This is a genomic window from Shewanella sp. 10N.286.45.A1, from assembly GCF_041470405.1.
GTDB lineage: Bacteria > Pseudomonadota > Gammaproteobacteria > Enterobacterales > Shewanellaceae > Shewanella.
On record NZ_JBFRMK010000034.1, the window covers coordinates 1,290 to 23,365 of the forward strand.

Here is a 22,076-nt window from a genome sequence, read left to right on the forward strand (position 1 = left end):
TTAGCATCAGCGTCGCCGCCCATCTCTAAAACAGCACCAATCATGAATAGGAAACCAATACCTAAAAGCACAAGACCTAAAGCAAACTTCACCGGAGAGTTAGGCTCATTCTTTCCTAAACGGATCCAGATAGAAGCTATTACAGGCGCAAAAATTACAATGAACATTGCGTTAAGTGACTGGAACCAAGTAGTTGGAACTTCCCAACCACCAATCATACGGTCAGTAAAGTCGTTAGTGAACAAGTTCATCAAGCCACCGGCTTGTTCAAAACCAGCCCAGAAGATGATAGTAAACAGACCCATGATCATAATCACTTTAATGCGATCACGTTCAATTTTTGTTAGCGGTTCTTTACGAACATCACCAGCCGCTTCACTCTTCTCTTTTTCGAGCTTGGCAGCTGGGTAGCGTCCAATATCACCTAAAAGCTTTTGTGCGAATATGAACTGGATGATAAGTGAAAGTACCATACCGATACCTGCACACAAGAAGCCCATTTGGAAGTTACCATCATAAGCGGCAACAACTGAGCCTACGATAATACCTGAGAGGAATGCACCAACGTTAATACCCATATAGAAGATAGTGAACGCGCCGTCACGACGGTGGTCACCCTCTTCATACAAGTCACCAACCATGGTTGAGATGTTTGGCTTAAATAGACCATTACCAACAATTAGCGTGCCAAGACCAATGTAAAACACCATGGTTTCAGAACCTGGGATCCAGCTATGTGGTAGTGCTAGGATGAATTGACCTGCAGCCATTAACGCGCCACCAATCATAATTGCTTTACGTTGACCTAAGTAAGCATCAGCCAACCAGCCACCAATAAGCGGGGTTAAATAAACAAGGCCTGTAAAAGTACCGTAGAGCGATATTGCATCACCCTGAGTCCAGCCTAAACCATGCCCACCTTCCGTTTGTACTTTATCTACAAGATATAACACCAAGATGGCGCGCATTGCATAATAACTAAACCGTTCCCATAGCTCTGTTGTAAACAACAGGAACAATCCCTTCGGATGCCCAAGCATCGTCCCCTGGGGTTTTACTCCGCTCATTTGTTCTTCCACCTTCAGCTTGTGATTGCCTGTGAGTCAATAAACACCACAGAAATATATTTTTATAAATTGTCACGTACCAAATCTGCTGAATATACACATTAAAATGTTATTTTCAATGTGTGTATGTAGCGGTTTTGGTCGCTCTGTTATGGGCTTATATTCTAATTTTTATTATTTGAAGCTAAAAATAGCGCCAAATGCGATAAAGCCTACCTTATATACCCTTTTAAGGTGGCTTAAGTCAATTTTAAGGGAGCGATTGCTGACTAAATGAACACTATAAAGTCCAGCGCTTCATCATCTGTATAATTGCCAGCCAAGTATGGAGAACGATTTAAATTTGCATTGGTTCCTTGTTTGATTTTTGGTAAAATGCAATGCCGTGAAAGGATGTCACTATTTTGATTTTGATGATTGGAGTTATTTTTAATGAAAGCTTGGTATTTGTTATATTGTAAGCCCCGCGGAGAAGCTCGGGCACAACAAAACTTGGCTCTTCAAGAGATTGAAACCTATATTCCAACCTATCCCGAAGAGAAAAAGCATAACGGCAAGGTTACTGTCCGACGTGTATCTCTATTTCCAAGTTACCTTTTTATCCATTTTGACCCTCAAGTCACCAGCGTTTCTCGCGTACACAATACACGTGGAGTTATTCGCATTGTAGGCTGTAAAGAGTTAATGACGCCAATAGATGAAGCTGTGATCAGTGCAATCAAAGCGCGCGAGCATAAGTGGATAAGTGAATTGTTGCCGGAAACGAGTACTAATGAAGAGGTTCCACCGGTGCAATCCGGAGATAAAGTTAAATTTGTTGAAGGACCATTTGCGGAGCTTGAAGGTATTTTTCAGGAGAAAAATGGCGAGAAGCGTTGTTATGTTCTATTCGATATCATGGGCAAACAACAACGGGTTTCTGTAGAACGTTCTAGCGTTAAGCTCGCTGGCTGAGATTTATTTTTGTAGTCTAAAAACCATTCTAGATGTACGACATTCGCCATAGCTTCAGCTCCAGTTGTCAAAGCTAGTATTTTTTGTGGCTTAGCCAGCTATGCTCTGGTTTAAGTTAAATGAGTACTGTAAATATACTTAAATAGTAGATATTCACTACAAAGTAATACTTTTGTTAAGTTTTGGATTGCTCCTTAATGATGAGGTTATGGTTTTCTGGCCATAAGGCTTCTTGACTATCATAATAAAAGTAAAGCAGTGTTTTTTTTTTAAGCATTTGTGGAAAGAATATTACAGAGTTACTGTTCTAACCACTTTGCTGATGTATAATCTCGCGCTTAATAATCATTTGGAATATCAAATACTCAGTTGTTGTTCTATTGTTAACTAAGCGGCAGTCATTGGACTTGCTCTTAATGTAAATCACGAGTTAGATGTTCCTATTATCAGATAAAGTGAATTTTCCGTCAGTCGGAAGGGCAATTTGGAAGCCGTAATCCATGGGCGGTAGCGTGTCTGTAAATTAGTAGAACCCAGGTGTTAGGGCGTTTAGCGCACAGTAGCCTAGCAAGAAGCGTCTAAAACAACCGCTTTTTACTTATTGCTTGTCCTAAGGCCTAAAAGGTGTTTGCTTAGGCTTGTTTTTCCAAAAAAAATTAGAAACTTATTCTAAATGTAGGTCGGCATTTATGCCGTCAGCTTTTATAACCTTGGCTTAATTCTTTTTATTTGCCCTGGACCTAGAAAACTTATTTAACTAATTTCAACCTCTCTTGGAGATAACTGGTGCTTAATAAGACTAAAAAATTCATCATGGCTAGTGGAACAGCATTACTCCTATTATGCGGGCAAGCGCATGCGGTAACCCCGTCTCCGCAGATGATAGAGCAGTTTAAAAATTTGCCAGCGACTGAGCAGCAGCGCTTAGCTAAACAATATGGCATTGATCCATCAATGTTAGGTGCTAGTACTGGCTCACAACAGCAATTAGAAAACCCACAAGTGGTTAACCCTCGTGGTGAATATGATCGCAACGGAAACTTGGTCTCGAACTCTAACCAAAATCCGAACTTCTCAATTAACCCTAACCCTATTAAAGAAAAAGAGCTTACCTTTGAAGAAGACGCGGCTAAAACTGAACTGAAGCGATTTGGTTATGATTTGTTTGCTGGCGAGCCGACTACTTTTGCCCCCGTATCCGACGTGCCTGTGCCGAGTGAATACCTAGTAGGCCCCGGAGACAACATCAAAGTTCAGCTTTACGGCAAAGATAACAAAGAGTATGACTTAGTCATCAACCGCGAAAGTGTCATTCAGTTTCCAGAGCTTGGACCTATTAATGTATCAGGGCTGAGTTTTAGCGAGTTGAGATCATCATTATCACAACGCATTAAAAAGCAGATGATTGGTATCGAATCCAATATCACCATGGGCGAGCTTCGCTCTATCCGTATTTTTGTTGCTGGTGATGCTTATAAACCAGGGTCATATACGGTTTCAAGTCTTTCGACAATCACTCAAGCATTATTTGTTGCTGGTGGTGTCAATGAAATTGGTTCACTGCGTAATATTCAAGTGAAGCGCAATGGTAAGCTAGTTGGTGCAATGGACTTGTATGACCTTTTACTACGAGGTGACGCATCGGGTGATATTCGTCTACGCTCTGGTGATGTCGTGTTCATTCCGTCGGTTGGCGGGCTTGTGAGTGTTACCGGTGAAGTCAGACGTCCTGCTATTTATGAGCTTAAAAAACACGAAACCATGGCTCAGGTCATCGAAATGGCTGCAGGCGTTAAGCCTGGCGCTTATCCAAAGCGCAGTAGTGTAGAGCGCTTTAACAAAAATAGTCTAAGAACCATTGTTAATGTCGATCTTACATCAGATGCCGGAAAACGCACTAAAGCACTGGCAGGAGATGTGATTCGAGTGAAAAATGCCACTTCACAGTATGAAGATGCGCTTACCGTTGTCGGTGCGGTTGTTCGACCTGGTAAATACCAATGGTTTGAAGGACAGAAGATTAGTGATCTTGTTCCTTCCATATGGGGTGATTTAACGGTTTCTGCAGATTTAGAGTACGCAGTCATTGTTAGAGAGATAAACAAGCAAGGTGACATTCAGGTTTACCAATTTTCGCCATCAAAAGCGATTAATGGACTTGCTGCTTCGCAAAACTTGACGCTTAAAGCTAGAGATAAAGTTATCTTCTTTAACTTTAGCGATATGGCACAAAATCGTTATGAGCTGAATAAGTTAGTAAAAGAGCGAGTTGAAAAGGTTCAGTCATTAGCTGGTGACTCACTTATCGGTAACGATCTCTTTAAAGCTGGCTTCTCTCAATTAAATCAACAGAAATTCGCTGACCGAGCTGAACTTGGTGGCGTTGCGATTAACAGTAAAGCTGAAGAGGATGAAAGTACGGCGATAAAAGGGGAGGTCAACAAAATGTTGGTGAACCTTTTTGAAGACCGCGACTTGATAAAACTAAGTTCTGTAATGAACCGCGGTGAGTTGCTTTATCCTGTGATAATGAAACTAAATAGCCAAGGGCGTGCGGGTACAGGCGTACAAGCTGTTGCGGTTAACGGCAAGGTTAATAACCCTGGCATTTACCCACTGGCAGTAAACGCTAGAGTTCAAGATCTAGTGATTGCAGCTGGTGGACTAGAAGAGGGTGCTTACACAACCCGTGCAGAATTGACTAGTACACATACAACTATTGATGGTTCTTCAATTAGCCACAAAAACATAGCACTGGATGTTGCTCTGCAAGGTGATGTTTCACAAAACTTGCTACTTAAAGGCCGTGATATTCTTACTGTTATGACTACGCCTGATTGGCAAGAAAATAAGTCAGTTGAAATTCGCGGCGAAGTGAAATTCCCTGGCACTTATAACATTCGCCGTGGAGAGACATTGGGTGATGTGCTTACCCGTGCGGGTGGCTTTACCGAATATGCTTACCTACCTTCAACCGTTTTTGTCCGTGAGTCAGTGCGTCAACAAGAGCAATTAGAGATTAAAAAACTTGCTGACCAACTTCGCCGTGATATTGCAACGCGTGGTGTATCGAAAGACGGTAACGTCGTAAATTACAGCGATGCACAGATGATGCTTATTGATCTGGAGACTATCCAAGCTGTAGGCCGATTAGTTGTAGATCTCTCTGCTATCTCTATAGGTATCACTCAAGCTGATCTTCAGCTTGAAGATAAAGACGTACTTTACATCCCATCCACTAAGCAAACTATTGCGGTAATGGGGGAAGTGCAACATGCTGCGACGCATAGATTCAAAGATGGCCAAACTGTTGACCAGTACTTGGCTATGTCTGGTGGTGCGCGAGAAAGAGCTGATGATGACAGAACTTACATCATTAAAGCGGATGGCTCAGTGATGTTACCTAACCGTTCAATGTGGTTCAGTAGTGAGTCTAATCTACAACCGGGAGACACTATCATTGTGCCACTTGATACTGAGTACAAAGATAACCTAACGCTCTGGACTCAAGTCACTAGTATCATATACAACACAGCAGTCGCATTCGCCACAGTCGCAAATCTCTAGATCGCAAAGCGGACATAGAACGCCGTTGGCTTGCTAGAACGTTCGCAACTCACGGCTAGAACGCTACGCTGTTAGAGCTGACTTCGGCCTGCTATAAAGTTAAAAATCAAAAGGTGAAAGCAAAAGTTGAGCAGCTTTTTGTCTCTAGATCATATAGAGTCTAGAAAGAGCGAAGCGACGCTCTAGCCGTGACGCAGTCACGACCTAGAAGCGCAGTGCTCTGCTAAAGCTAAGGAGTTGCTAATGCGATTCGAACAAATGGATGTTTGGAAAAGAGCCTCAAGATTGTCGTGAGAAATATATAAAGCCACTGAGGCCTTAAAAATTGGGGCTTTAAAGATCAAATTACACGCTCAGGTTTATCGGTGCCTTCGAATATTGCTGAAGGTGAAGAGCGTGAAACTATCGAAGAGAAAGTACGCTTCTTGTATTATGCAAAAGGCTCACCCGGAGAGTTGGTTACCAGCTGTACATTGGAATTGAAATCGGCTACCTAAATCGGCAGTCTTCGATGGATATGATAAAAGAAGCTAAAGAGTTAGCCAAAATTATAGGTTCTCTAATTAAAAATAAGGAATCACAGATTGAGGAAGAAAACGCTGATTACAACGTTGATTAATTTACAGGCGAGAGCTTTTGAATCTTGCCCTTATAGCAGCGTAGCGATCTATCCGCGAAGCGTCCTAGAATCTCGAATCTGAAGAAAATAATGACTAAAAACATACGACAAAACTACACTGATGCACAGTTCCCACAAACAGCGCCAGACGACGAAATAGACCTCCGAGAGTTATTCTCGGTCATCTGGCAAGGCAAATGGCTAATCATAACCATTACTGCAGTTTTCGCTATCTGCTCTGTAATATTCGCTATTATGCAACCTAACACTTATAAGTCTGAAGCGCTATTAGCACCTGCAAGTGAAGAGCAGAGCGGTGGCTTAAGCGCACTTGCAGGGCAATTTGGTGGTTTAGCCAGTATGGCAGGGATAAACCTAGGTGGCGGTGGTGGTGTCGATAAAACCCAAATGGCGATAGAAGTGATGAAATCACGTCAATTCGCCAGCCAATTCATTCAAAAACATAATATTCTGCCGGATCTGATGGCTGTAGAAAAATGGAATTTAGGTGATAACTCGCTAACATATGACTCTGAGTTGTACGACAAAGAGACTAAAAAATGGTTACGTGAAGTTAAAGTACCCTTTAAACCAGAACCATCTATGCAAGAAGCGTACAGAGAGTTTAGTAAAGTTTTTTCTGTTAACTCAGCTAAAGATACTGGCATGGTAACAGTTTCTGTAGAGCATTTATCTCCTGCTATCGCGCAGCAATGGGTAACATGGCTCGTTGAAGATATTAACAAAGTGATGAAAGAGCGCGATGTTGCTGAAGCTAATCGCAGCAGTGAATTTTTAAATAAGCAAATAGCTATGACTAATGTAGCCGATATTCGTTCTATTTTATATAAACTTATCGAAGAACAAGCCAAAACAATTATGTTTGCTGAGGTTCGCGATGAATACGTTTTTAAAACAATTGACCCGGCATTAATAACTGAAGAAAAAGTTGGTCCTAAACGCGCATTAATATGTGTATTAGGTACGATGTTAGGCGGAATGTTAGCTGTGATTTTTGTTTTAATTAGCCATTTCATTAGGAAAGATTACTAGTATATTTAGCTAGTTATTTATATTAATAACACCTACTAGCGATGGTATAAGCTCTTCTTTATTTACTATGGTTGTAAGCGGGTTATTCTGTAAATAGTTTTGCTCTGTTAGCTGTTAAATCATATTAGTAGCCTCATGGGTTACAGCAATAAAACAGAGAGAATAAAACAGCCAAGGCTAGGATTAATAAGAAAACTTGCTGATTATTAAAAATAAGAGCGACCGTTTAACATGGATAAAAGGGTCTCAACCATAATCTAAAGGCTAAGATTAGGATATGTAATTATCCAATTCACAACGTCTAAATAGAACTTTTTAAGTAAAAATATATCTTGGGAATATAAAAATGAAAATTTTAATCACTGGTGGAGCAGGTTTTATCGGCTCAGCGGTAGTACGTCATATAATCAATAATACTCAAGATAGTGTTATCAATGTCGATAAATTAACCTATGCTGGAAACCTCGAATCGTTATCAAGCATTGAGTCAAGTGAACGCTACGCTTTCGAACAAATTGATATTTGTGACCGTGCTGAATTAGACAGAGTTTTCGCAAAATGTAAGCCTGACGCTGTTATGCATTTGGCTGCTGAATCTCACGTTGATCGCTCAATCACAGGCCCTAACGATTTCATTCAGACTAATATAGTAGGTACTTACAATCTTCTTGAAGCGACTAGAGCATATTGGAACACATTAACTGATGGTGCCAAGAAAGTATTTCGTTTCCATCATATATCTACCGATGAAGTCTACGGCGATTTGCCGCACCCAGACGAGTTTGACAGTCAAACCGATTTACCACTATTTACCGAAACGACATCATACGAACCATCTAGTCCTTACTCTGCATCTAAGGCAAGCTCAGATCATCTTGTTCGTGCTTGGTTAAGAACCTATGGTTTACCAACAATCGTAACGAACTGTTCAAATAATTATGGTCCATACCACTTTCCTGAAAAGCTGATCCCATTAGTTATTTTAAATGCATTAGAAGGAAAGCCATTACCTATTTACGGTAAAGGAGACCAAATCCGCGACTGGTTATATGTTGAAGACCACGCTAGAGCACTTTATAAAGTGGTGACTGAAGGTGTTGTCGGCGAAACCTACAACATTGGCGGGCATAACGAAAAGCAAAACCTAGAAGTTGTTCTTACCATTTGCTCAATTTTAGATTCTTTAGTACCAAAAGAAACAACATATAAAGAACAAATTACTTATGTTACAGACAGGCCTGGACACGACAGACGCTACGCGATTGATTCAAGTAAAATGCAACATGAATTGGGTTGGACGCCAGTAGAGACGTTTGAAACTGGCCTTACAAAGACTATCCAATGGTATTTAAGTAATCAAGAATGGTGTCAGCACGTGCAAGATGGCAGTTATCAGCGTGAACGTTTAGGCGTAGAGTCAACGGCTACAAAGGAAGAAGTGAAATGAAAGGTATAGTATTAGCAGGTGGTAGTGGCACACGTTTATACCCTTTAACCCGTGGTGTATCAAAACAACTGCTTCCAATTTATGATAAACCAATGGTGTTTTATCCTATCTCTACATTAATGTTGGCGGGCATTAAAGATATTTTAATCATAACTACTCCCGAAGATAATGAAGGATTTAAGCGTTTATTAGGTGATGGCTCTGACTTTGGTATTAATCTCGATTACGCTATTCAATCAAGTCCTGATGGGCTAGCACAAGCGTTTATAATTGGTGAAGAGTTTATAGGAGATGATAGCGTTTGTTTGGTACTTGGTGATAACATTTTCTATGGCCAGTCTTTTTCAAATACATTAAAAAAAGCTGCTTCACGTAAATCTGGAGCAACTGTCTTTGGCTACCAAGTTAAAGACCCTGAGCGTTTCGGTGTGGTTGAATTCGATGATGAGATGAAAGCAGTATCTATTGAAGAAAAGCCTGAAATACCAAAGTCAAACTATGCTGTTACGGGGCTTTATTTCTACGATAACCGTGTTGTTGAAATGGCAAAACAGGTAAAACCTTCTCAACGCGGTGAGCTTGAAATTACGGCTATAAATGAAATGTACCTTAATGATGGTTTGTTGAATGTTGAATTATTAGGTCGTGGTTTCGCTTGGTTAGATACAGGCACTCATGAAAGCCTTCATGAAGCTTCATCGTTTGTTCAAACTATTGAAAATGTTCAAGGCTTAAAAGTTGCCTGTTTGGAAGAAATTGCATGGCGTAATAGTTGGTTGACGAATGAGAGTGTATTAAACCTTGCAAAGCCTATGATGAAAAATGAATATGGTCAGTATTTAACTCGTTTGGTGACAGAAAACCAGAAAAAGGTCATGAGTTAATGCGAGTACTAATTACAGGATGTAATGGCCAAGTTGGCTGTAGTCTTAGTGAAAAACTGGCTAATGATGCTAATGCAACTGTATTAGCACTCGATAGAGGCGGTCTTGATATTACTAATCAAGAAGCTGTTAATGTTGTGGTTGCTGAATTTCAACCGAATATTATTAATGCAGCAGCTCATACCGCAGTTGATAGTGCTGAAGAGGAAGTAGAGCTTTCCTATGCTATTAACCATGTAGGGCCAAGATATCTAGCACAAGCGGCTCAAGATATAGGTGCTGTCATATTCCATATTTCAACTGATTATGTGTTTGAAGGCAATAAAGATGGCGAGTATAATGAAAGTGACACGACAAACCCACAAGGTGTCTATGGTGAAAGTAAGCTGGCGGGTGAAGTCGCTGTAGCTCAAGTATGCGATAAACATATAATTCTTCGTACCGCATGGGTGTTCGGCGAGAATGGCAATAACTTTGTAAAAACCATGCTACGACTAGGCGTTACTCGTGATGCATTGAATATTGTGGGGGACCAGTTTGGTGGGCCAACATACGCTGGTGATATTGCTAACGCATTAATTAAAATAGCAAAAAAAATTGAAAAAGAGGATGTTATTGAATATGGCGTTTATCATTTTTCAGGTTTACCTCATGTGAGTTGGTACGAGTTTGCAGAAACTATTTTTGATATGGCACTTGTGCAAGGTGTAATCAAGAAAAAGCCTCTTATGAGTAGTATTACGACAGAACAATTTCCTACACCTGCAAAGCGACCAAGTAACTCCCGTTTAAGCACTGAAAAAATTTTTAATGCCTTCTCTGTTGACGCTAGTGATTGGAAGACTGCATTGAATAACATCCAAGCATATACAGGGTAAAAGCATGAAAGTGATAACGACTAATATTCCTGATGTGAAAATTCTCGAACCAAGTGTGTTTGGTGACGAGCGCGGTTTCTTTATGGAAACTTGGAATCAGAAGCAATTTGAAAAACTTGTGACAGGGCATCCGATGCCATTTGTGCAAGATAATCACTCAAAGTCAAAGAGTGGAATATTACGAGGGCTTCATTACCAAACTGAAAACACGCAAGGAAAGTTAGTAAGGGTTGTTTCAGGGGAGGTATTTGATGTCGTCGTTGATATTCGAAAAGGCTCTCCGACATTTGGGAAGTGGGTCGGTGAATACCTTTCTGCAGAAAATAAGCGACAACTTTGGGTTCCTGAAGGTTTTGCTCATGGGTTCTATGTAACTAGTGACGAAGCTGAATTTGTTTATAAATGTACGAACTACTATCACCCTCAATCAGAAGTAAGCATCGCATGGGATGATGTTGATATAGGAATTAAATGGCCACTAAATGGGCGTCCTTTATTATCTGACAAAGACAAAAATGGTGAGAAATTGAGAAGCATAGAGGCTATTTAATGGACATTAAATTAATACAGTTTGAAAGTCATGGTGATGAACGAGGCTCTTTAGTTTCGCTTGAAGATCACAAGAACATTCCTTTTACCATAAAGCGTGCTTACTATATCTTTGACACAAAAGAGCAAGTAAAGCGTGGTTTCCATGCACACAAACAACTCAAACAATTAGCTATCGTACTAAAGGGTTCTTGTCGTTTTCTATTAGATAATGGCAAAGAAAAAATAGAGTTATTACTCGATAATCCAGCGCAAGGACTGTTTATTGAATCATTTGTTTGGCGTGAAATGTATGATTTTTCAGAAGACTGCGTATTGCTAGTTTTAGCAGATTCATTTTATGATGAGTCTGATTATGTTCGTAACTATGACGAATTTTTAGAGATGGTAAATCATGATTCATAAGCTAGCAGACGTGCAGTCTATTCATGTCGGCGAAGGTACAAATTTTTGGCAGTTTTGTGTAGTGCTACCTAAGGCTATTATAGGTAATGACTGTAATATTTGTTCTCACTGCTTAATTGAAAATGACGTACAAATAGGGAACAAAGTTACGATTAAAAGCGGTGTTCAATTATGGGATGGTATTACTGTCGAAGACTTTGTATTTATTGGACCCAATGTAACGTTTACGAATGATAAATCTCCTCGTTCAAAAGAATATCCTGAAGCATTCTTACAGACCATAATAAAAAATAATGCATCAATTGGAGCTAACGCGACGATTCTTCCTGGTATCACTATTGGTGAATATGCCATGATTGGTGCTGGTGCTGTAGTTACTAAGAATGTTCGAGCACATGCCACAGTTGTTGGTAATCCTGCAAAAGAGATAAAAAAGTGATTCAATTCCTAGATTTAAAAGCTATAAACCAACAGTACCAAGAAGAGCTAAAAGAGGCTTGTTCCCGAGTCATAGACTCTGGTTGGTATATTATGGGCGAAGAGTTAGATTTATTCGAACAAGAGTTTGCGCATTACTGTGGCAGTAAAAAAGCTATCGGTGTCGCTAACGGGCTAGATGCCCTAGTGTTGACACTTCGTGCATGGAAAGAGCTTGGTAAAATAAAAGATGGTGACGAAGTCATTGTACCCGCAAACACCTATATCGCCTCTATTCTTGCTATTTCCGAGAACAAGCTTACTCCTGTTCTTGTAGAGCCAGACTCTTCAACTTTCAATTTTCCAATAGAGGGTATCGCTAATAGTATTACTGCTAAAACTAAAGTGATTTTACCTGTTCACCTCTATGGTCAAATTTCACCGATGCGAGAAATCATGCAACTAGCCAAAAAGCATGGCCTATTAGTACTAGAAGACTGTGCACAGTCACATGGTGCAATGCTCGATGGCAAAAAAGCTGGTACTTGGGGGGATGCTGGTGCATTTAGTTTCTACCCTGGAAAAAACCTCGGCGCTTTAGGAGATGCGGGGGCTGTTACTACCGATGATGATGAGCTTGTCAAGGTATTAAGCGCATTGCGGAATTATGGTTCACATGAAAAATATAAGAACAAATATAAAGGTGTTAATAGCCGTTTAGATGAAATTCAAGCGGCGATGTTACGAGTTAAGCTTAGGCACCTGAATACAGAGATAAAGAAAAGGCAGAATATAGCAAATAGATACTTAAAGGAAATAACTAACCCAAGTATTATATTGCCAGAAGTGACTGATCCAGATGGACACGTATGGCATCTTTTTGTTATCAAAACTGAAAGTCGTGAATTATTAGTAAAATACCTTGCTGACAAAGGTATTCAAACATTAGTCCATTACCCTATTCCACCACATAAACAAGATGCGTACACTGAGCTTTTGAATGAGGCTTTGCCAGTAACAGAAATTATTCATGAACAGGTTCTGAGTTTACCCATTTCTCCTGTAATGAGTGTAGATGATACGAATGCTGTTATTAATGCAGTGAACTCATTCGAAATTGATAATATTCGTAATTAGGGCTAAATATTTATGTCTTTTGAGCTTTATTTTCTTGGAGCAGGTCGGCCTGCAAGTGGGAACAAACCTGCAGCCTTAAAGAATATTGGCAACAATACTAAAGCGATGGATTGGCAACTTCACAGTTTTGAAGATTTTGCTGAATCAAAAAATACTTACTTTCTTGGTGGTTATCACATTGAAGATGTTGTTAAAGCTTACCCAGAATTAAATTTCAGCATTATTCCTGAATGGGAAGATTCTACTGCGCTAGATACCTTATTGCATGCCCCTTTCACAGGTAAAAAAGTTATTGTTTCTTACACGGATACCTTATTTAGAAAAGAGTTCGTGAATGAAATGATTTCTGAAAGCTCTGAGGTAACCATTGTTATTGATAGCCAATGGCGAGAACGTTATAATTCACGCAGCCGTGAAGATATTGCAAAGGCAGAAACATTAACGGTAGATAATTGTGAAGTAGAATTTACTGGTTTAGTTTATCTTGGGACAGAAGCCGTTTCAGAAATATTAAAAACAAGAGAAATAGGTAACAAAGATAAAATAGGTTACCACTTTAGAGATATTATAAGTTTTTTTGAGAGCTGTGGGTTAAGTATCACTTATAAGGATATTAGTGGTGATTGGGCTGAATTTAACTCTCCAACTGACATTACCAATTTCATACTAGGAACCAAAGCTGACACATTAGCTCGACTAGAGTCGGTAGTGAAAAATAGTCATATAGGTAGACAGGAGAGCTTTACTACTCAGGAGTGGCTTGATGACCCCTTTTATGTTATTTCAAAGATACAAGCACAATTTGGTTCTACGAAATTAGTGGTTCGGAGTAGCTCTAAAGCTGAAGATAATTGGCGTTCTTCTAATGCAGGTGGTTTTGAGAGTATTCTCAATGTAGCTTGCATGAATAAAACTGAGTTGGCAAAGGCTATACAAGATGTAGTTGACTCTTATGGTTCTACTATCGTGGGTTGTGACCAAGTTCTTGTGCAAGAATTCTTACAAGACGTTGCGTTAGCTGGTGTTGTATTCACTTGTACCTTGGAGTCAGGAGCGCCTTATTATCGGTTTAATTTTGATGATTCCACTAAATCGACAGAGTCAGTGACAGCAGGCACGCATAGCGATTTAAGAACAGTGTTGGTTAGTAAGCTTCAGCCTCACTCTGTGAAGCAGATTGCTCCTGAGTTAGAAGATGTTTTGATCGCTGTTCAAGAATTAGAAACATTATTGAGTTTTGATAAATTAGATATTGAGTTTGCGGTTGATTCAAAAAATAAAGTTCATATTTTTCAAGTCCGGCCTGTGGTTGTAAACCATGACAACTATGAATTAGATATCGAAAAAATATCATCATCAATTAGAGCCGATGTTGTACGATATCAACAGCTTCAAAGGAATCTTCCTTTTATCCGTGGCACTAAGACCATTTTTGCGAACATGCCAGATTGGAACCCAGCAGAAATTATCAGTACAAAGCCAAAGCCGCTTGCATTTAGCCTATATCAACATCTGATTACTAATGATGTTTGGGCTGTTCAACGTGCAGAGTTTGGCTATTGTGATGTGAGGCCTTACCCGCTAATTGTTTCTTTCTCAGGACAGCCATATGTAGATGTTAGAGCAAGTTTTAACTCGTTCATCCCGGCAGACCTGCCCTCTGAAAGCGCAGAGAGGATTGTAAGTGCGTATTTATCACTACTATCGGAAAACCCCCATTATCATGACAAAGTGGAATTTGATATTGCTTTTACTATTTGGACTCCAGATTTTTTAGAAAAGGCTAAAGCCCGACTGATGCCGTATGGCGTGACGGACTTCGACATTATTGAGCTAGAAAAAGGGCTCAAGCTACTAACTAGAAATGCACTCGCTCGTTTAGACTCTGATATCCAGTCTGTCCTACTCTTAGAGGAGCGTTGTGAGAAGATTTGTTCATCTAAAATTTCCAATATTGATAAGATCTTTACATTACTTGATGATTGTAAGCGTTATGGAACGTTAGCATTTTCACATGCCGCTCGGGCTGGATTTGTGGCTACAACACTGTTAAAAAGTCTTGTTAATCAAGGTGTGTTGACTGAATCTAGAAGAATGCGCTTCCTCAATAGTTTTCAAACCGTAGCCGGTGAATTTGAACGAGATAAGTCATATTTTCTTAAGGGACGAATTACTAAAGATGAATTGGTAAATAAATATGGGCACTTACGCCCTGGCACATATGAAGTCACTACACAGGCTTATTGGGAGGACCCAAAGCAGTATATTTTTCCTAAAGAGAAAAGGGAAATGACTTTGCATGATGAATTGTTTCAGTTTAATGAGGCTGAGTTCGCGGCTATTCGTGATTTACTCATTGAGTTGAATTCAGCTATTAGTGAAAAAGAGTTTATAGAGTATCTGATTAAAGCAACTCAAGAGCGAGAAAGAGTTAAATTTGAATTTACACGCAATCTGAGTAGAGCATTGGATTTATGTATACAACTTGGTATTCAACTAGGGCTAACACGTGAAGATGTTTCTTTTCTAACTTATAGTGATTTAGAGCGCTTAAAGCTAAATATGTTATATGATGAAAAACTAAAAGAAATGATTCAAGCGAGAAAAGAGCAATATCAATTAACAAAAGTAATTGAGTTGCCAGCCTTAATTGACAGTGCTACTCAGTTTTATTGTTTCGAAAGACACTCATCCCTACCTAATTTTGTAGGTGTTGATAAAGTTCTTACTGATATAACATCTATAGATAAGGCTTCGATAGAAGAACTTTCGGGAAGAATAGTAATGATACCGCAAGCTGATCCTGGCTACGATTGGCTATTTGGACATGATATTGCAGGTCTTATTACTCAATATGGCGGTGCAAACTCTCATATGGCTATTCGCTCGGCCGAAATTGGGTTGCCCGCTGCAATTGGCGTTGGAGAAAAACTTTACGATTCACTAACTACTGCTAAACGAGTAGAACTTGATTGCCTTGGACAAACAATTCGAGTGATTGCATGAAACGTATAGGTTTGACTCAAAGAGTAGATTACATTGAAGGATACGATGAGAGGCGTGATGCGTTAGATCAAAAGTGGTATTCTTTATTATTAACATTGGATATGTTACCAATACCGTTACCTAATTTGAAACCTGAGTTAGTACCTCAACTTGTTGAAAATCTTAGGCTAGATGGTGTGGTGTTTACTGGTGGTAATAGCTTGAGTCACTTAGATTCAAATGCAGTCGATATATCAATAGAAAGGGATGAATTCGAACTATCCCTTATTGATTATGCTGTCAAAAATGAATTACCTATTTTTGGTGTGTGTCGTGGAATGCAAATCATCAGTTATTATTTTGGTGGTAAGCTGCTTCCGATCGAGGGTCACATCGCAACTAAACATTCTATCTTATCTTTTGATAACAAAATATCATTACCAAGTGAAGTGAACAGTTTTCACAGTTGGGCAATCCCTGATATGGGTTTAGGGAAAGGGCTTCAATCTATTGCAATAGATTCAGATGGAAACATTGAAGCTTATATTCATCCAAGCAAAAGAATAGCTGGAATCATGTGGCACCCCGAGCGTGTATATGATTTCGATGATCTAGATTTGAACTTAATGGAAAAAATTTTTCTATGACAAAAGCACTCATTTTAGCTGCGGGTCAAGGTACCCGTCTACGCCCAATTACTAATGACAGACCGAAGTGTCTAGTTCCTTTAATGGGTAAATCACTCTTACAGCGTCAAGTTGAGACATTACGCTCAGAAGGAATCAAAGATATACACATAGCTACTGGCTATCGTTCGGATCAAATTGAAGCTCTAGGTTTTGCAACCTCATTTAATGCACGTTTTGACCAAACGAATATGGTAACTAGTTTGTTTACAGCAATTGACTTCATTAGCGACTGTAAAGAGGACTTGATTTTAGGATATGGCGATATAGTATATCATCAAGAAAATCTGCAGGCTTTACTAGCTTGTGATGATGAGTTAGCTCTAATGATCGATACAAATTGGCGAGCACTTTGGTCCCTCCGATTGGATAACCCATTAGAAGATGCAGAAACCCTTTTAATAGACCCGAAGGGTTATATCAAAGAACTAGGAAAAAAACCTGAAAGTTATGATCGTATTCAAGGGCAATACACAGGGTTAATCAAAATTAGAGCTGATAAAATTCCGTTGCTTATTGAGTTTTACGAAAATTTAAATCGTGATGCTTTATACGATGGAAACAATTTCGATAATATGTATATGACCAGTTTTATTCAAATGATGATCAATAGCGGTTGGAAAGTGAAAGCCTCACTTGTTGAGAGCGGATGGTTAGAAGTCGATTCTGTAGAAGACTTAAAAATTTACGAAGATTTAGCAAAAGATAACAAGTTGAGTAATTTTTTTAGGCTTGAAAATGATTAGAAAGATACTGGCAAAAAGCAAGCTAGCACTTTTTATATATAGTGAATTTAATAAAATTAAGATGCAAACTGTACTCTTTATTGCTCGCTACACTCATCATAATGAAGTATTAAGAATAAAGAAAAAAGTAAAAAATGGCGAAAAAATAAAAGTAACTTTTCTTGTAATGGATAAGAGCGTTTGGAAAACTGATCTTGTTTATCAAGCAATGGTTAAAGATAAATTTTATGACCCATCTATCGTCGTCATTCCCAGAGTAACTTCATCTGACGTTATGAAAACGGCTGAACAGACATATGAATTTTTTAGAAAGAAAATGTATAAAACTACGCTAGCATACCAAGATTGTAGCTGGAAACCTCTAAATGAAATAGTGGATTCTGATATTATATTTATCAGCAATCCTCACAAGATTACTGCTGAAGATTATTATATTTCTTCCTTGAAATATAAGTTAACATGTTACGTTCCATATTTTGAACAGATTGACAATAATTACAAATTGCATTTTGATGGTGAAACGGAAAATTTAGTTTGGAAGATTTTTCAAATTAACAATATACATAAAAAAATAGCTTTGAAACATGCTACTAATAGAGGAAGCAACGTGGTCGTGGTCGGTTACCCTGCGACAGAAGCAATTTATACAAACACAATCAATGAAAGTAGTCCTTGGTTGAATGACGGCCGAAAAAATATAATAATTGCGCCACATCATAATATTAATGGTATTGACCTATCGAACTCTACCTTTTTAGATAATGCAGAATTACTACAATCGCTCGCAAGCAAGTATAAGGCCCAAGTTAAGTTTGCTTTTAAACCACACCCATTACTGAAAGATAATTTATATAAGCATCCTGATTGGGGAGTGGTTAGAACAAACAAATACTGGGATTTTTGGAATAAAACTGAAAATTGTCAGTTGGAAACTGGCGACTATGTTCAGTTGTTTAAGAAATCAGATGGGATGATACATGATTGCTCCTCATTTCTTATTGAGTATTTATATACTCGTAATCCATGTTTATACCTTAACTCTAGAATTAGAACGAAACTAAATGACTATGGAAGGATTGGTTTTGACGCAGTTAAAAAGTCCGAAAATGATTCGGACATTTTCGAATTCATTGAAAATGTCATTAGTGGTGCGGAGCCAAAAATTGACGAAAATATTGTAATGGGGATCAAACCTGAGAAATCTCCAACTGAAAGTATTTTGGCAGAGCTTACGAATAGTTTTATTAGGGTAGACAATGAACGAGTTAATCAATAAAGTTAAATACCTAGTATCGCAGAATGAAATTGAATTACAAGTAAATGATGATCTGCAAGGTTTTTTTAGCCTGCCAGTTTTTATTAAATGCTATGAGTATACTGATGGAAGTATATCTGAAACAGATCGGCTTATTTATGAACGTATATTAAAGAAAATTGATGTGGTTAAACATTTGTATGTATATTACTCAAATGATTTGTCAATCAAATCTACGGAAATACTTCTATCCGAACGTTCAACTAATAGATTAGCGTTAAACTTACTTCACCTAACTATTTTAAAATCAGATTTAAAATACCTGAACTCCCTTTTGAAAATGTCTTCATTTAAAAGTATCCCTTTGAGTGATGAGATTACAAACTTGATAACGGATGTAAAAGAGTGGCTTTTTTCAAAAAATGAACATAATTAATTTAACAGTTATAGTTGATGAATCTAATGATCTTGGTAAATTTTATTTAAGTTACCTAAAACACTCTGGCTTAATACCAAGAAAGATATTACTTCTAAAAAAGGGAAAAAACTATAGTAAATATTTCTGTGCAAGTAATTATATACAGAAATTGAAGTCTATAATATCTAGAAAAAATGGTGAGAATGAAAGTCAAGTGCATAATGTTGTTGAACTTATAAACAAACGATTCGAAGTGAAAATAGAAAAAGACTTTGTGTATAAAAACTACGCCGAATAAATCGATGTTTTAATGGTGGGCGACGATATTATTAATTCAGATACAGTTTTTAAATTTGTTGAAAAATCAGACTGTAACTCATTTGTTTTTTCGGGCGGAGGTATCATTAAAAGTCGACTCCTCTCAATTCCAGGCAAGAAATTTATTCATACCCTTCCTGGTCTAGTTCCAGAGATCCGAAGAGCAGATTGTTTGTTCTGGTCACTTTTAATTAAAGGGAAACCTGGTTACAGTTGCTTTTATATGTCACCAGAAATTGATGAAGGTGACATATTCTATACTGAAGAGTTTCCTTTTTCATTATGTAAGATTGAGGGTATTTCTTGTAGTTACAGTGATATCTATAATGGTTTACTTCAATCTCTTGATCTTCACTTGCGCTCTGCATGTTTAATTAATTCGCTGAGCTATATTATGGATGATAATTTTAATGTAATAGAAAGCCCTACAAAGAAACAGAAATCAAGTGAAGGAAGAATGTTCTTCTATATGCACGAAGAATTAAAAGAACATATCCTAGCTAAGCTACAATAGAAAATCAGACTTATTTTTCATTTATTCTGGTCGTAGCTTAGAAATATATGATATTAGTTTTGTATATAAGTAATATAAATTTATGAGTTTAATAAATAAAACAGCAACAGGTATAGGTTGGAGCCTTCTTGACAAAATTGTAAGTCAGGTTGTGACATTTTTACTATTTATCTATCTTTCAAAAAACCTTAGCCCAAGTGCATTTGGTCTAGTAGCAATGTTGGCTGTTTTTCTTGCCGTTGCTCAATCTGTAATTGATTCAGGCTTTTCCCAAGCATTAATTCAAAAAAGTAACAAGGTAACTGTAGAAGACCTATCAACAGTATTTTATGTCAATTTACTTCTGTCATGTCTAATTTATGCTGTACTGTACGTCTCAGCCCCCATGATTGCCCATTTTTTCAATCAACCAGACCTGATTTTACTTTCAAGAGTCTTGTTTAGTATTGTAATTGTAAATGCTATCGCAATAGTGCCAAGGACAAAGTTCATAATTGAAATTGACTTTAAAACACAAAGTATCATCAATACAATATCGACTGTATTTTCTAGTGTTGTTACAGTATACATGGTTATTAACGAGTTCGGTTACTGGTCTTTGGTAGGAATGAGCCTTTCTAAAGCATTATGTAGCAGTATTTTGTTGATTATACTATCCCGATGGATCCCAAAAGCGATTTTTTCTTATAGTTCTCTCAAAAGCCTATTTTCATTTGGATCAAACCTCCTTATTGCCGGTTTAATTTCTACATTTGTTCAAAACCTATATACAATATTGATAGGGCGTTACTTCAACTCTTCACAAGTCGGTTTCTTTCATCAAGGCTATACTTACACTAATGTTATTTCTACTACAATGACAAGTGTAATACAAGGTGTTACCTATCCAATAATGACATCAATTCAAGAAGATAACAAAAGGCTTACCAGAATATATATCAGATTGATGGGTGTTGTATCAATGCTGTCCTTTCCTATCTTCGTGGGCTTTGCTGCAGTAGCTGAAGAGTTTGTACTCTTATTCCTGGGGGATAATTGGAAACCTATGATACCGGTTTTGGTTATATTATCATTTGCTAGGCTCATTACTCCGATTAGCAGTTTGAACCTTAATATATTGAATGCGAAAGGTAGATCAGATCTTTTCCTTAAGGTTGATGTTATTAAAATTCCAATGATCATTGGTTTTTTGTTTTTAGCTATTCCCTATGGAATAGTGGGGGTCGCATTTGCTCAACTATCTGCAGTAATTATTTCGTTTTTTATAAATGCATACTATCCTGGAAAATTATTCGGCTTCGGAGCTAAAGAACAATTGAGACAAATTATCCCAATCGCTTTTGCTGCTATGACTATGTATTTTTTTGTTTCGCTTATCGAAATTGATAACACCTTACTGCAGCTTACATTAAAAGTGATTCTTGGAGTTGTTGTTTATGTTTCACTATGTCTGATGCTCAAAATCAACGCATTTATTGATGTGTTTACGTTAGTTAAGAGTAGATTTAACAAGGTTAGTCTTTGAGTACAATTACCATTGTTATTCAGCTTGAAAGTAAAGTTTAGCTTATTTAATTATCGAATGTTTACTTTGAATTTGAATAAGAAGATTTTATGCAATAGGCATTGTTCACTTCTTATATGACTTAATACCTTCGCCAAATTATTACTTTAGACTGTAAAGATTAAACTAGTGAATTGTTGACAATATTCAAGCGAAGGGAAGGGATACTATTTATACTCGGTAGTACAGCACGAACTGTCCTAAAATTATTGCGGTAAAAGTGGGCAACGCAAACAAATAGATCCTAGATAAGATAGTTATTACATTTCTATAAATAACTAATTTAGGTTACAACGTATCGATAGAAGCAGTTTAAGCTGTATTAGACTGAAATATAAGTCAAGTTGTATATTCTTGCCGATTCTAAGGAGTGTAGGTGTTACTTATTAATAAAATTAAATTTTACATGAAAAAAATATTAGATAGTTCCAGTAACATTTATATTTGTCATTTGTTTGTTAAAGTTTTAAATTTATTGCCATCAGGCGATAGTAAGTTTATAATTAAAAATGTTAGTTTTTCACAACCTACAGAATTTAAAAGCAGTAGATTATTACTTGAGTCTAAATCAGAAATATTTTTCCCTAAATATATAACAAGCACAGCTTTAGAA

18 protein-coding genes and 1 pseudogene are annotated in these 22,076 nt (G+C 37.8%); 18 read left to right on the forward strand and 1 reads right to left on the reverse strand.

Going from position 1 to position 22,076, the window contains the following annotated elements; all coding sequences use genetic code 11:
* The coding region (locus AB4238_RS02740) for a peptide MFS transporter (RefSeq protein WP_372031085.1) at positions 1–1,067 on the reverse strand (1,067 nt) is incomplete at its 3' end.
* Positions 1,068–1,499: 432 nt separating this feature from the next.
* Between AB4238_RS02740 and rfaH the strand changes: the two genes are divergently transcribed.
* The 18 genes and pseudogenes from rfaH to AB4238_RS02830 all read left to right on the forward strand — a co-directional run bounded on the left by rfaH (position 1,500) and on the right by AB4238_RS02830 (position 21,424).
* Positions 1,500–2,021 carry a transcription/translation regulatory transformer protein RfaH gene (gene rfaH / locus AB4238_RS02745; RefSeq protein ID WP_372031087.1) on the forward strand — a complete coding sequence of 174 codons (522 nt, stop codon included), beginning with the start codon at positions 1,500–1,502 and terminating at the stop codon, positions 2,019–2,021.
* Between the two features lie 786 nt (positions 2,022–2,807).
* Entirely contained in the window at positions 2,808–5,588 is a 2,781-nt protein-coding gene (locus AB4238_RS02750; RefSeq protein WP_372031088.1) for an SLBB domain-containing protein, read from the forward strand.
* A gap of 297 nt (positions 5,589–5,885) precedes the next feature.
* Positions 5,886–6,207, forward strand: a pseudogene (locus tag AB4238_RS02755) (four helix bundle protein).
* Between the two features lie 90 nt (positions 6,208–6,297).
* Positions 6,298–7,260: a Wzz/FepE/Etk N-terminal domain-containing protein gene (locus AB4238_RS02760; RefSeq protein WP_372031089.1), complete on the forward strand. Its 963-nt coding sequence runs from the start codon at positions 6,298–6,300 to the stop codon at positions 7,258–7,260.
* A 346-nt stretch (positions 7,261–7,606) separates the two neighbouring features.
* Positions 7,607–8,707 carry a dTDP-glucose 4,6-dehydratase gene (gene rfbB / locus AB4238_RS02765; protein ID WP_372031090.1) on the forward strand — a complete coding sequence of 367 codons (1,101 nt, stop codon included), beginning with the start codon at positions 7,607–7,609 and terminating at the stop codon, positions 8,705–8,707.
* On the forward strand, positions 8,704–9,591 hold the full coding sequence (gene rfbA / locus AB4238_RS02770; protein ID WP_372031091.1) for a glucose-1-phosphate thymidylyltransferase RfbA: 888 nt from the start codon (positions 8,704–8,706) through the stop codon (positions 9,589–9,591). The genes rfbB and rfbA overlap by 4 nt, the downstream gene beginning before the upstream one ends.
* The gene (gene rfbD, locus AB4238_RS02775; protein ID WP_372031092.1) at positions 9,591–10,469 is read left to right on the forward strand and encodes a dTDP-4-dehydrorhamnose reductase; all 879 of its coding nucleotides are present in this window, start codon (positions 9,591–9,593) and stop codon (positions 10,467–10,469) included. Before rfbA ends, rfbD begins: the two co-directional genes overlap by 1 nt.
* A gap of 4 nt (positions 10,470–10,473) precedes the next feature.
* Positions 10,474–11,019 (forward strand): dTDP-4-dehydrorhamnose 3,5-epimerase, encoded by a 546-nt coding sequence (gene rfbC, locus AB4238_RS02780; RefSeq protein ID WP_372031093.1) that lies wholly within the window; start codon positions 10,474–10,476, stop codon positions 11,017–11,019.
* The gene (locus AB4238_RS02785; RefSeq protein ID WP_372031095.1) at positions 11,019–11,423 is read left to right on the forward strand and encodes an FdtA/QdtA family cupin domain-containing protein; all 405 of its coding nucleotides are present in this window, start codon (positions 11,019–11,021) and stop codon (positions 11,421–11,423) included. Before rfbC ends, AB4238_RS02785 begins: the two co-directional genes overlap by 1 nt.
* Positions 11,413–11,862 carry an acyltransferase gene (locus tag AB4238_RS02790; protein WP_372031097.1) on the forward strand — a complete coding sequence of 150 codons (450 nt, stop codon included), beginning with the start codon at positions 11,413–11,415 and terminating at the stop codon, positions 11,860–11,862. The genes AB4238_RS02785 and AB4238_RS02790 overlap by 11 nt, the downstream gene beginning before the upstream one ends.
* On the forward strand, positions 11,859–12,977 hold the full coding sequence (locus AB4238_RS02795) for a DegT/DnrJ/EryC1/StrS family aminotransferase (protein ID WP_372031098.1): 1,119 nt from the start codon (positions 11,859–11,861) through the stop codon (positions 12,975–12,977). Before AB4238_RS02790 ends, AB4238_RS02795 begins: the two co-directional genes overlap by 4 nt.
* Before the next feature lie 12 nt (positions 12,978–12,989).
* Positions 12,990–15,983 carry a PEP-utilizing enzyme gene (locus tag AB4238_RS02800; protein ID WP_372031099.1) on the forward strand — a complete coding sequence of 998 codons (2,994 nt, stop codon included), beginning with the start codon at positions 12,990–12,992 and terminating at the stop codon, positions 15,981–15,983.
* The gene (locus AB4238_RS02805; protein WP_372031101.1) at positions 15,980–16,609 is read left to right on the forward strand and encodes a gamma-glutamyl-gamma-aminobutyrate hydrolase family protein; all 630 of its coding nucleotides are present in this window, start codon (positions 15,980–15,982) and stop codon (positions 16,607–16,609) included. The genes AB4238_RS02800 and AB4238_RS02805 overlap by 4 nt, the downstream gene beginning before the upstream one ends.
* Positions 16,606–17,394, forward strand: coding sequence for a sugar phosphate nucleotidyltransferase (locus tag AB4238_RS02810; protein WP_372031103.1), 789 nt, complete (start codon positions 16,606–16,608; stop codon positions 17,392–17,394). The genes AB4238_RS02805 and AB4238_RS02810 overlap by 4 nt, the downstream gene beginning before the upstream one ends.
* Positions 17,387–18,670: a CDP-glycerol glycerophosphotransferase family protein gene (locus tag AB4238_RS02815; RefSeq protein ID WP_372031105.1), complete on the forward strand. Its 1,284-nt coding sequence runs from the start codon at positions 17,387–17,389 to the stop codon at positions 18,668–18,670. Before AB4238_RS02810 ends, AB4238_RS02815 begins: the two co-directional genes overlap by 8 nt.
* A complete protein-coding gene (locus tag AB4238_RS02820; protein ID WP_372031106.1) occupies positions 18,651–19,085 on the forward strand; it encodes a hypothetical protein in 435 nt (144 codons plus the stop codon). Before AB4238_RS02815 ends, AB4238_RS02820 begins: the two co-directional genes overlap by 20 nt.
* 292 nt (positions 19,086–19,377) lie before the next feature.
* Complete coding sequence (locus AB4238_RS02825) at positions 19,378–19,899, forward strand: hypothetical protein (protein WP_372031107.1); 522 nt, start codon at positions 19,378–19,380, stop codon at positions 19,897–19,899.
* An 82-nt stretch (positions 19,900–19,981) separates the two neighbouring features.
* Positions 19,982–21,424 (forward strand): lipopolysaccharide biosynthesis protein, encoded by a 1,443-nt coding sequence (locus tag AB4238_RS02830; protein ID WP_372031108.1) that lies wholly within the window; start codon positions 19,982–19,984, stop codon positions 21,422–21,424.
* The last annotated feature ends 652 nt before the right edge of the window (positions 21,425–22,076 follow it).

What these genes read in the sequence shown, in the direction of transcription:
- rfaH (WP_372031087.1), top strand. Translation starts at nt 1,500, where the DNA reads ATGAAAGCTTGGTATTTGTTATATTGTAAGCCCCGCGGAGAAGCTCGG.
- AB4238_RS02760 (WP_372031089.1), top strand. Translation starts at nt 6,298, where the DNA reads ATGACTAAAAACATACGACAAAACTACACTGATGCACAGTTCCCACAA.
- rfbB (WP_372031090.1), top strand. Translation starts at nt 7,607, where the DNA reads ATGAAAATTTTAATCACTGGTGGAGCAGGTTTTATCGGCTCAGCGGTA.
- rfbA (WP_372031091.1), top strand. Translation starts at nt 8,704, where the DNA reads ATGAAAGGTATAGTATTAGCAGGTGGTAGTGGCACACGTTTATACCCT.
- rfbD (WP_372031092.1), top strand. Translation starts at nt 9,591, where the DNA reads ATGCGAGTACTAATTACAGGATGTAATGGCCAAGTTGGCTGTAGTCTT.
- rfbC (WP_372031093.1), top strand. Translation starts at nt 10,474, where the DNA reads ATGAAAGTGATAACGACTAATATTCCTGATGTGAAAATTCTCGAACCA.
- AB4238_RS02785 (WP_372031095.1), top strand. Translation starts at nt 11,019, where the DNA reads ATGGACATTAAATTAATACAGTTTGAAAGTCATGGTGATGAACGAGGC.
- AB4238_RS02790 (WP_372031097.1), top strand. Translation starts at nt 11,413, where the DNA reads ATGATTCATAAGCTAGCAGACGTGCAGTCTATTCATGTCGGCGAAGGT.
- AB4238_RS02800 (WP_372031099.1), top strand. Translation starts at nt 12,990, where the DNA reads ATGTCTTTTGAGCTTTATTTTCTTGGAGCAGGTCGGCCTGCAAGTGGG.
- AB4238_RS02805 (WP_372031101.1), top strand. Translation starts at nt 15,980, where the DNA reads ATGAAACGTATAGGTTTGACTCAAAGAGTAGATTACATTGAAGGATAC.
- AB4238_RS02810 (WP_372031103.1), top strand. Translation starts at nt 16,606, where the DNA reads ATGACAAAAGCACTCATTTTAGCTGCGGGTCAAGGTACCCGTCTACGC.
- AB4238_RS02815 (WP_372031105.1), top strand. Translation starts at nt 17,387, where the DNA reads ATGATTAGAAAGATACTGGCAAAAAGCAAGCTAGCACTTTTTATATAT.
- AB4238_RS02820 (WP_372031106.1), top strand. Translation starts at nt 18,651, where the DNA reads ATGAACGAGTTAATCAATAAAGTTAAATACCTAGTATCGCAGAATGAA.
- AB4238_RS02825 (WP_372031107.1), top strand. Translation starts at nt 19,378, where the DNA reads ATGGTGGGCGACGATATTATTAATTCAGATACAGTTTTTAAATTTGTT.
- AB4238_RS02830 (WP_372031108.1), top strand. Translation starts at nt 19,982, where the DNA reads ATGAGTTTAATAAATAAAACAGCAACAGGTATAGGTTGGAGCCTTCTT.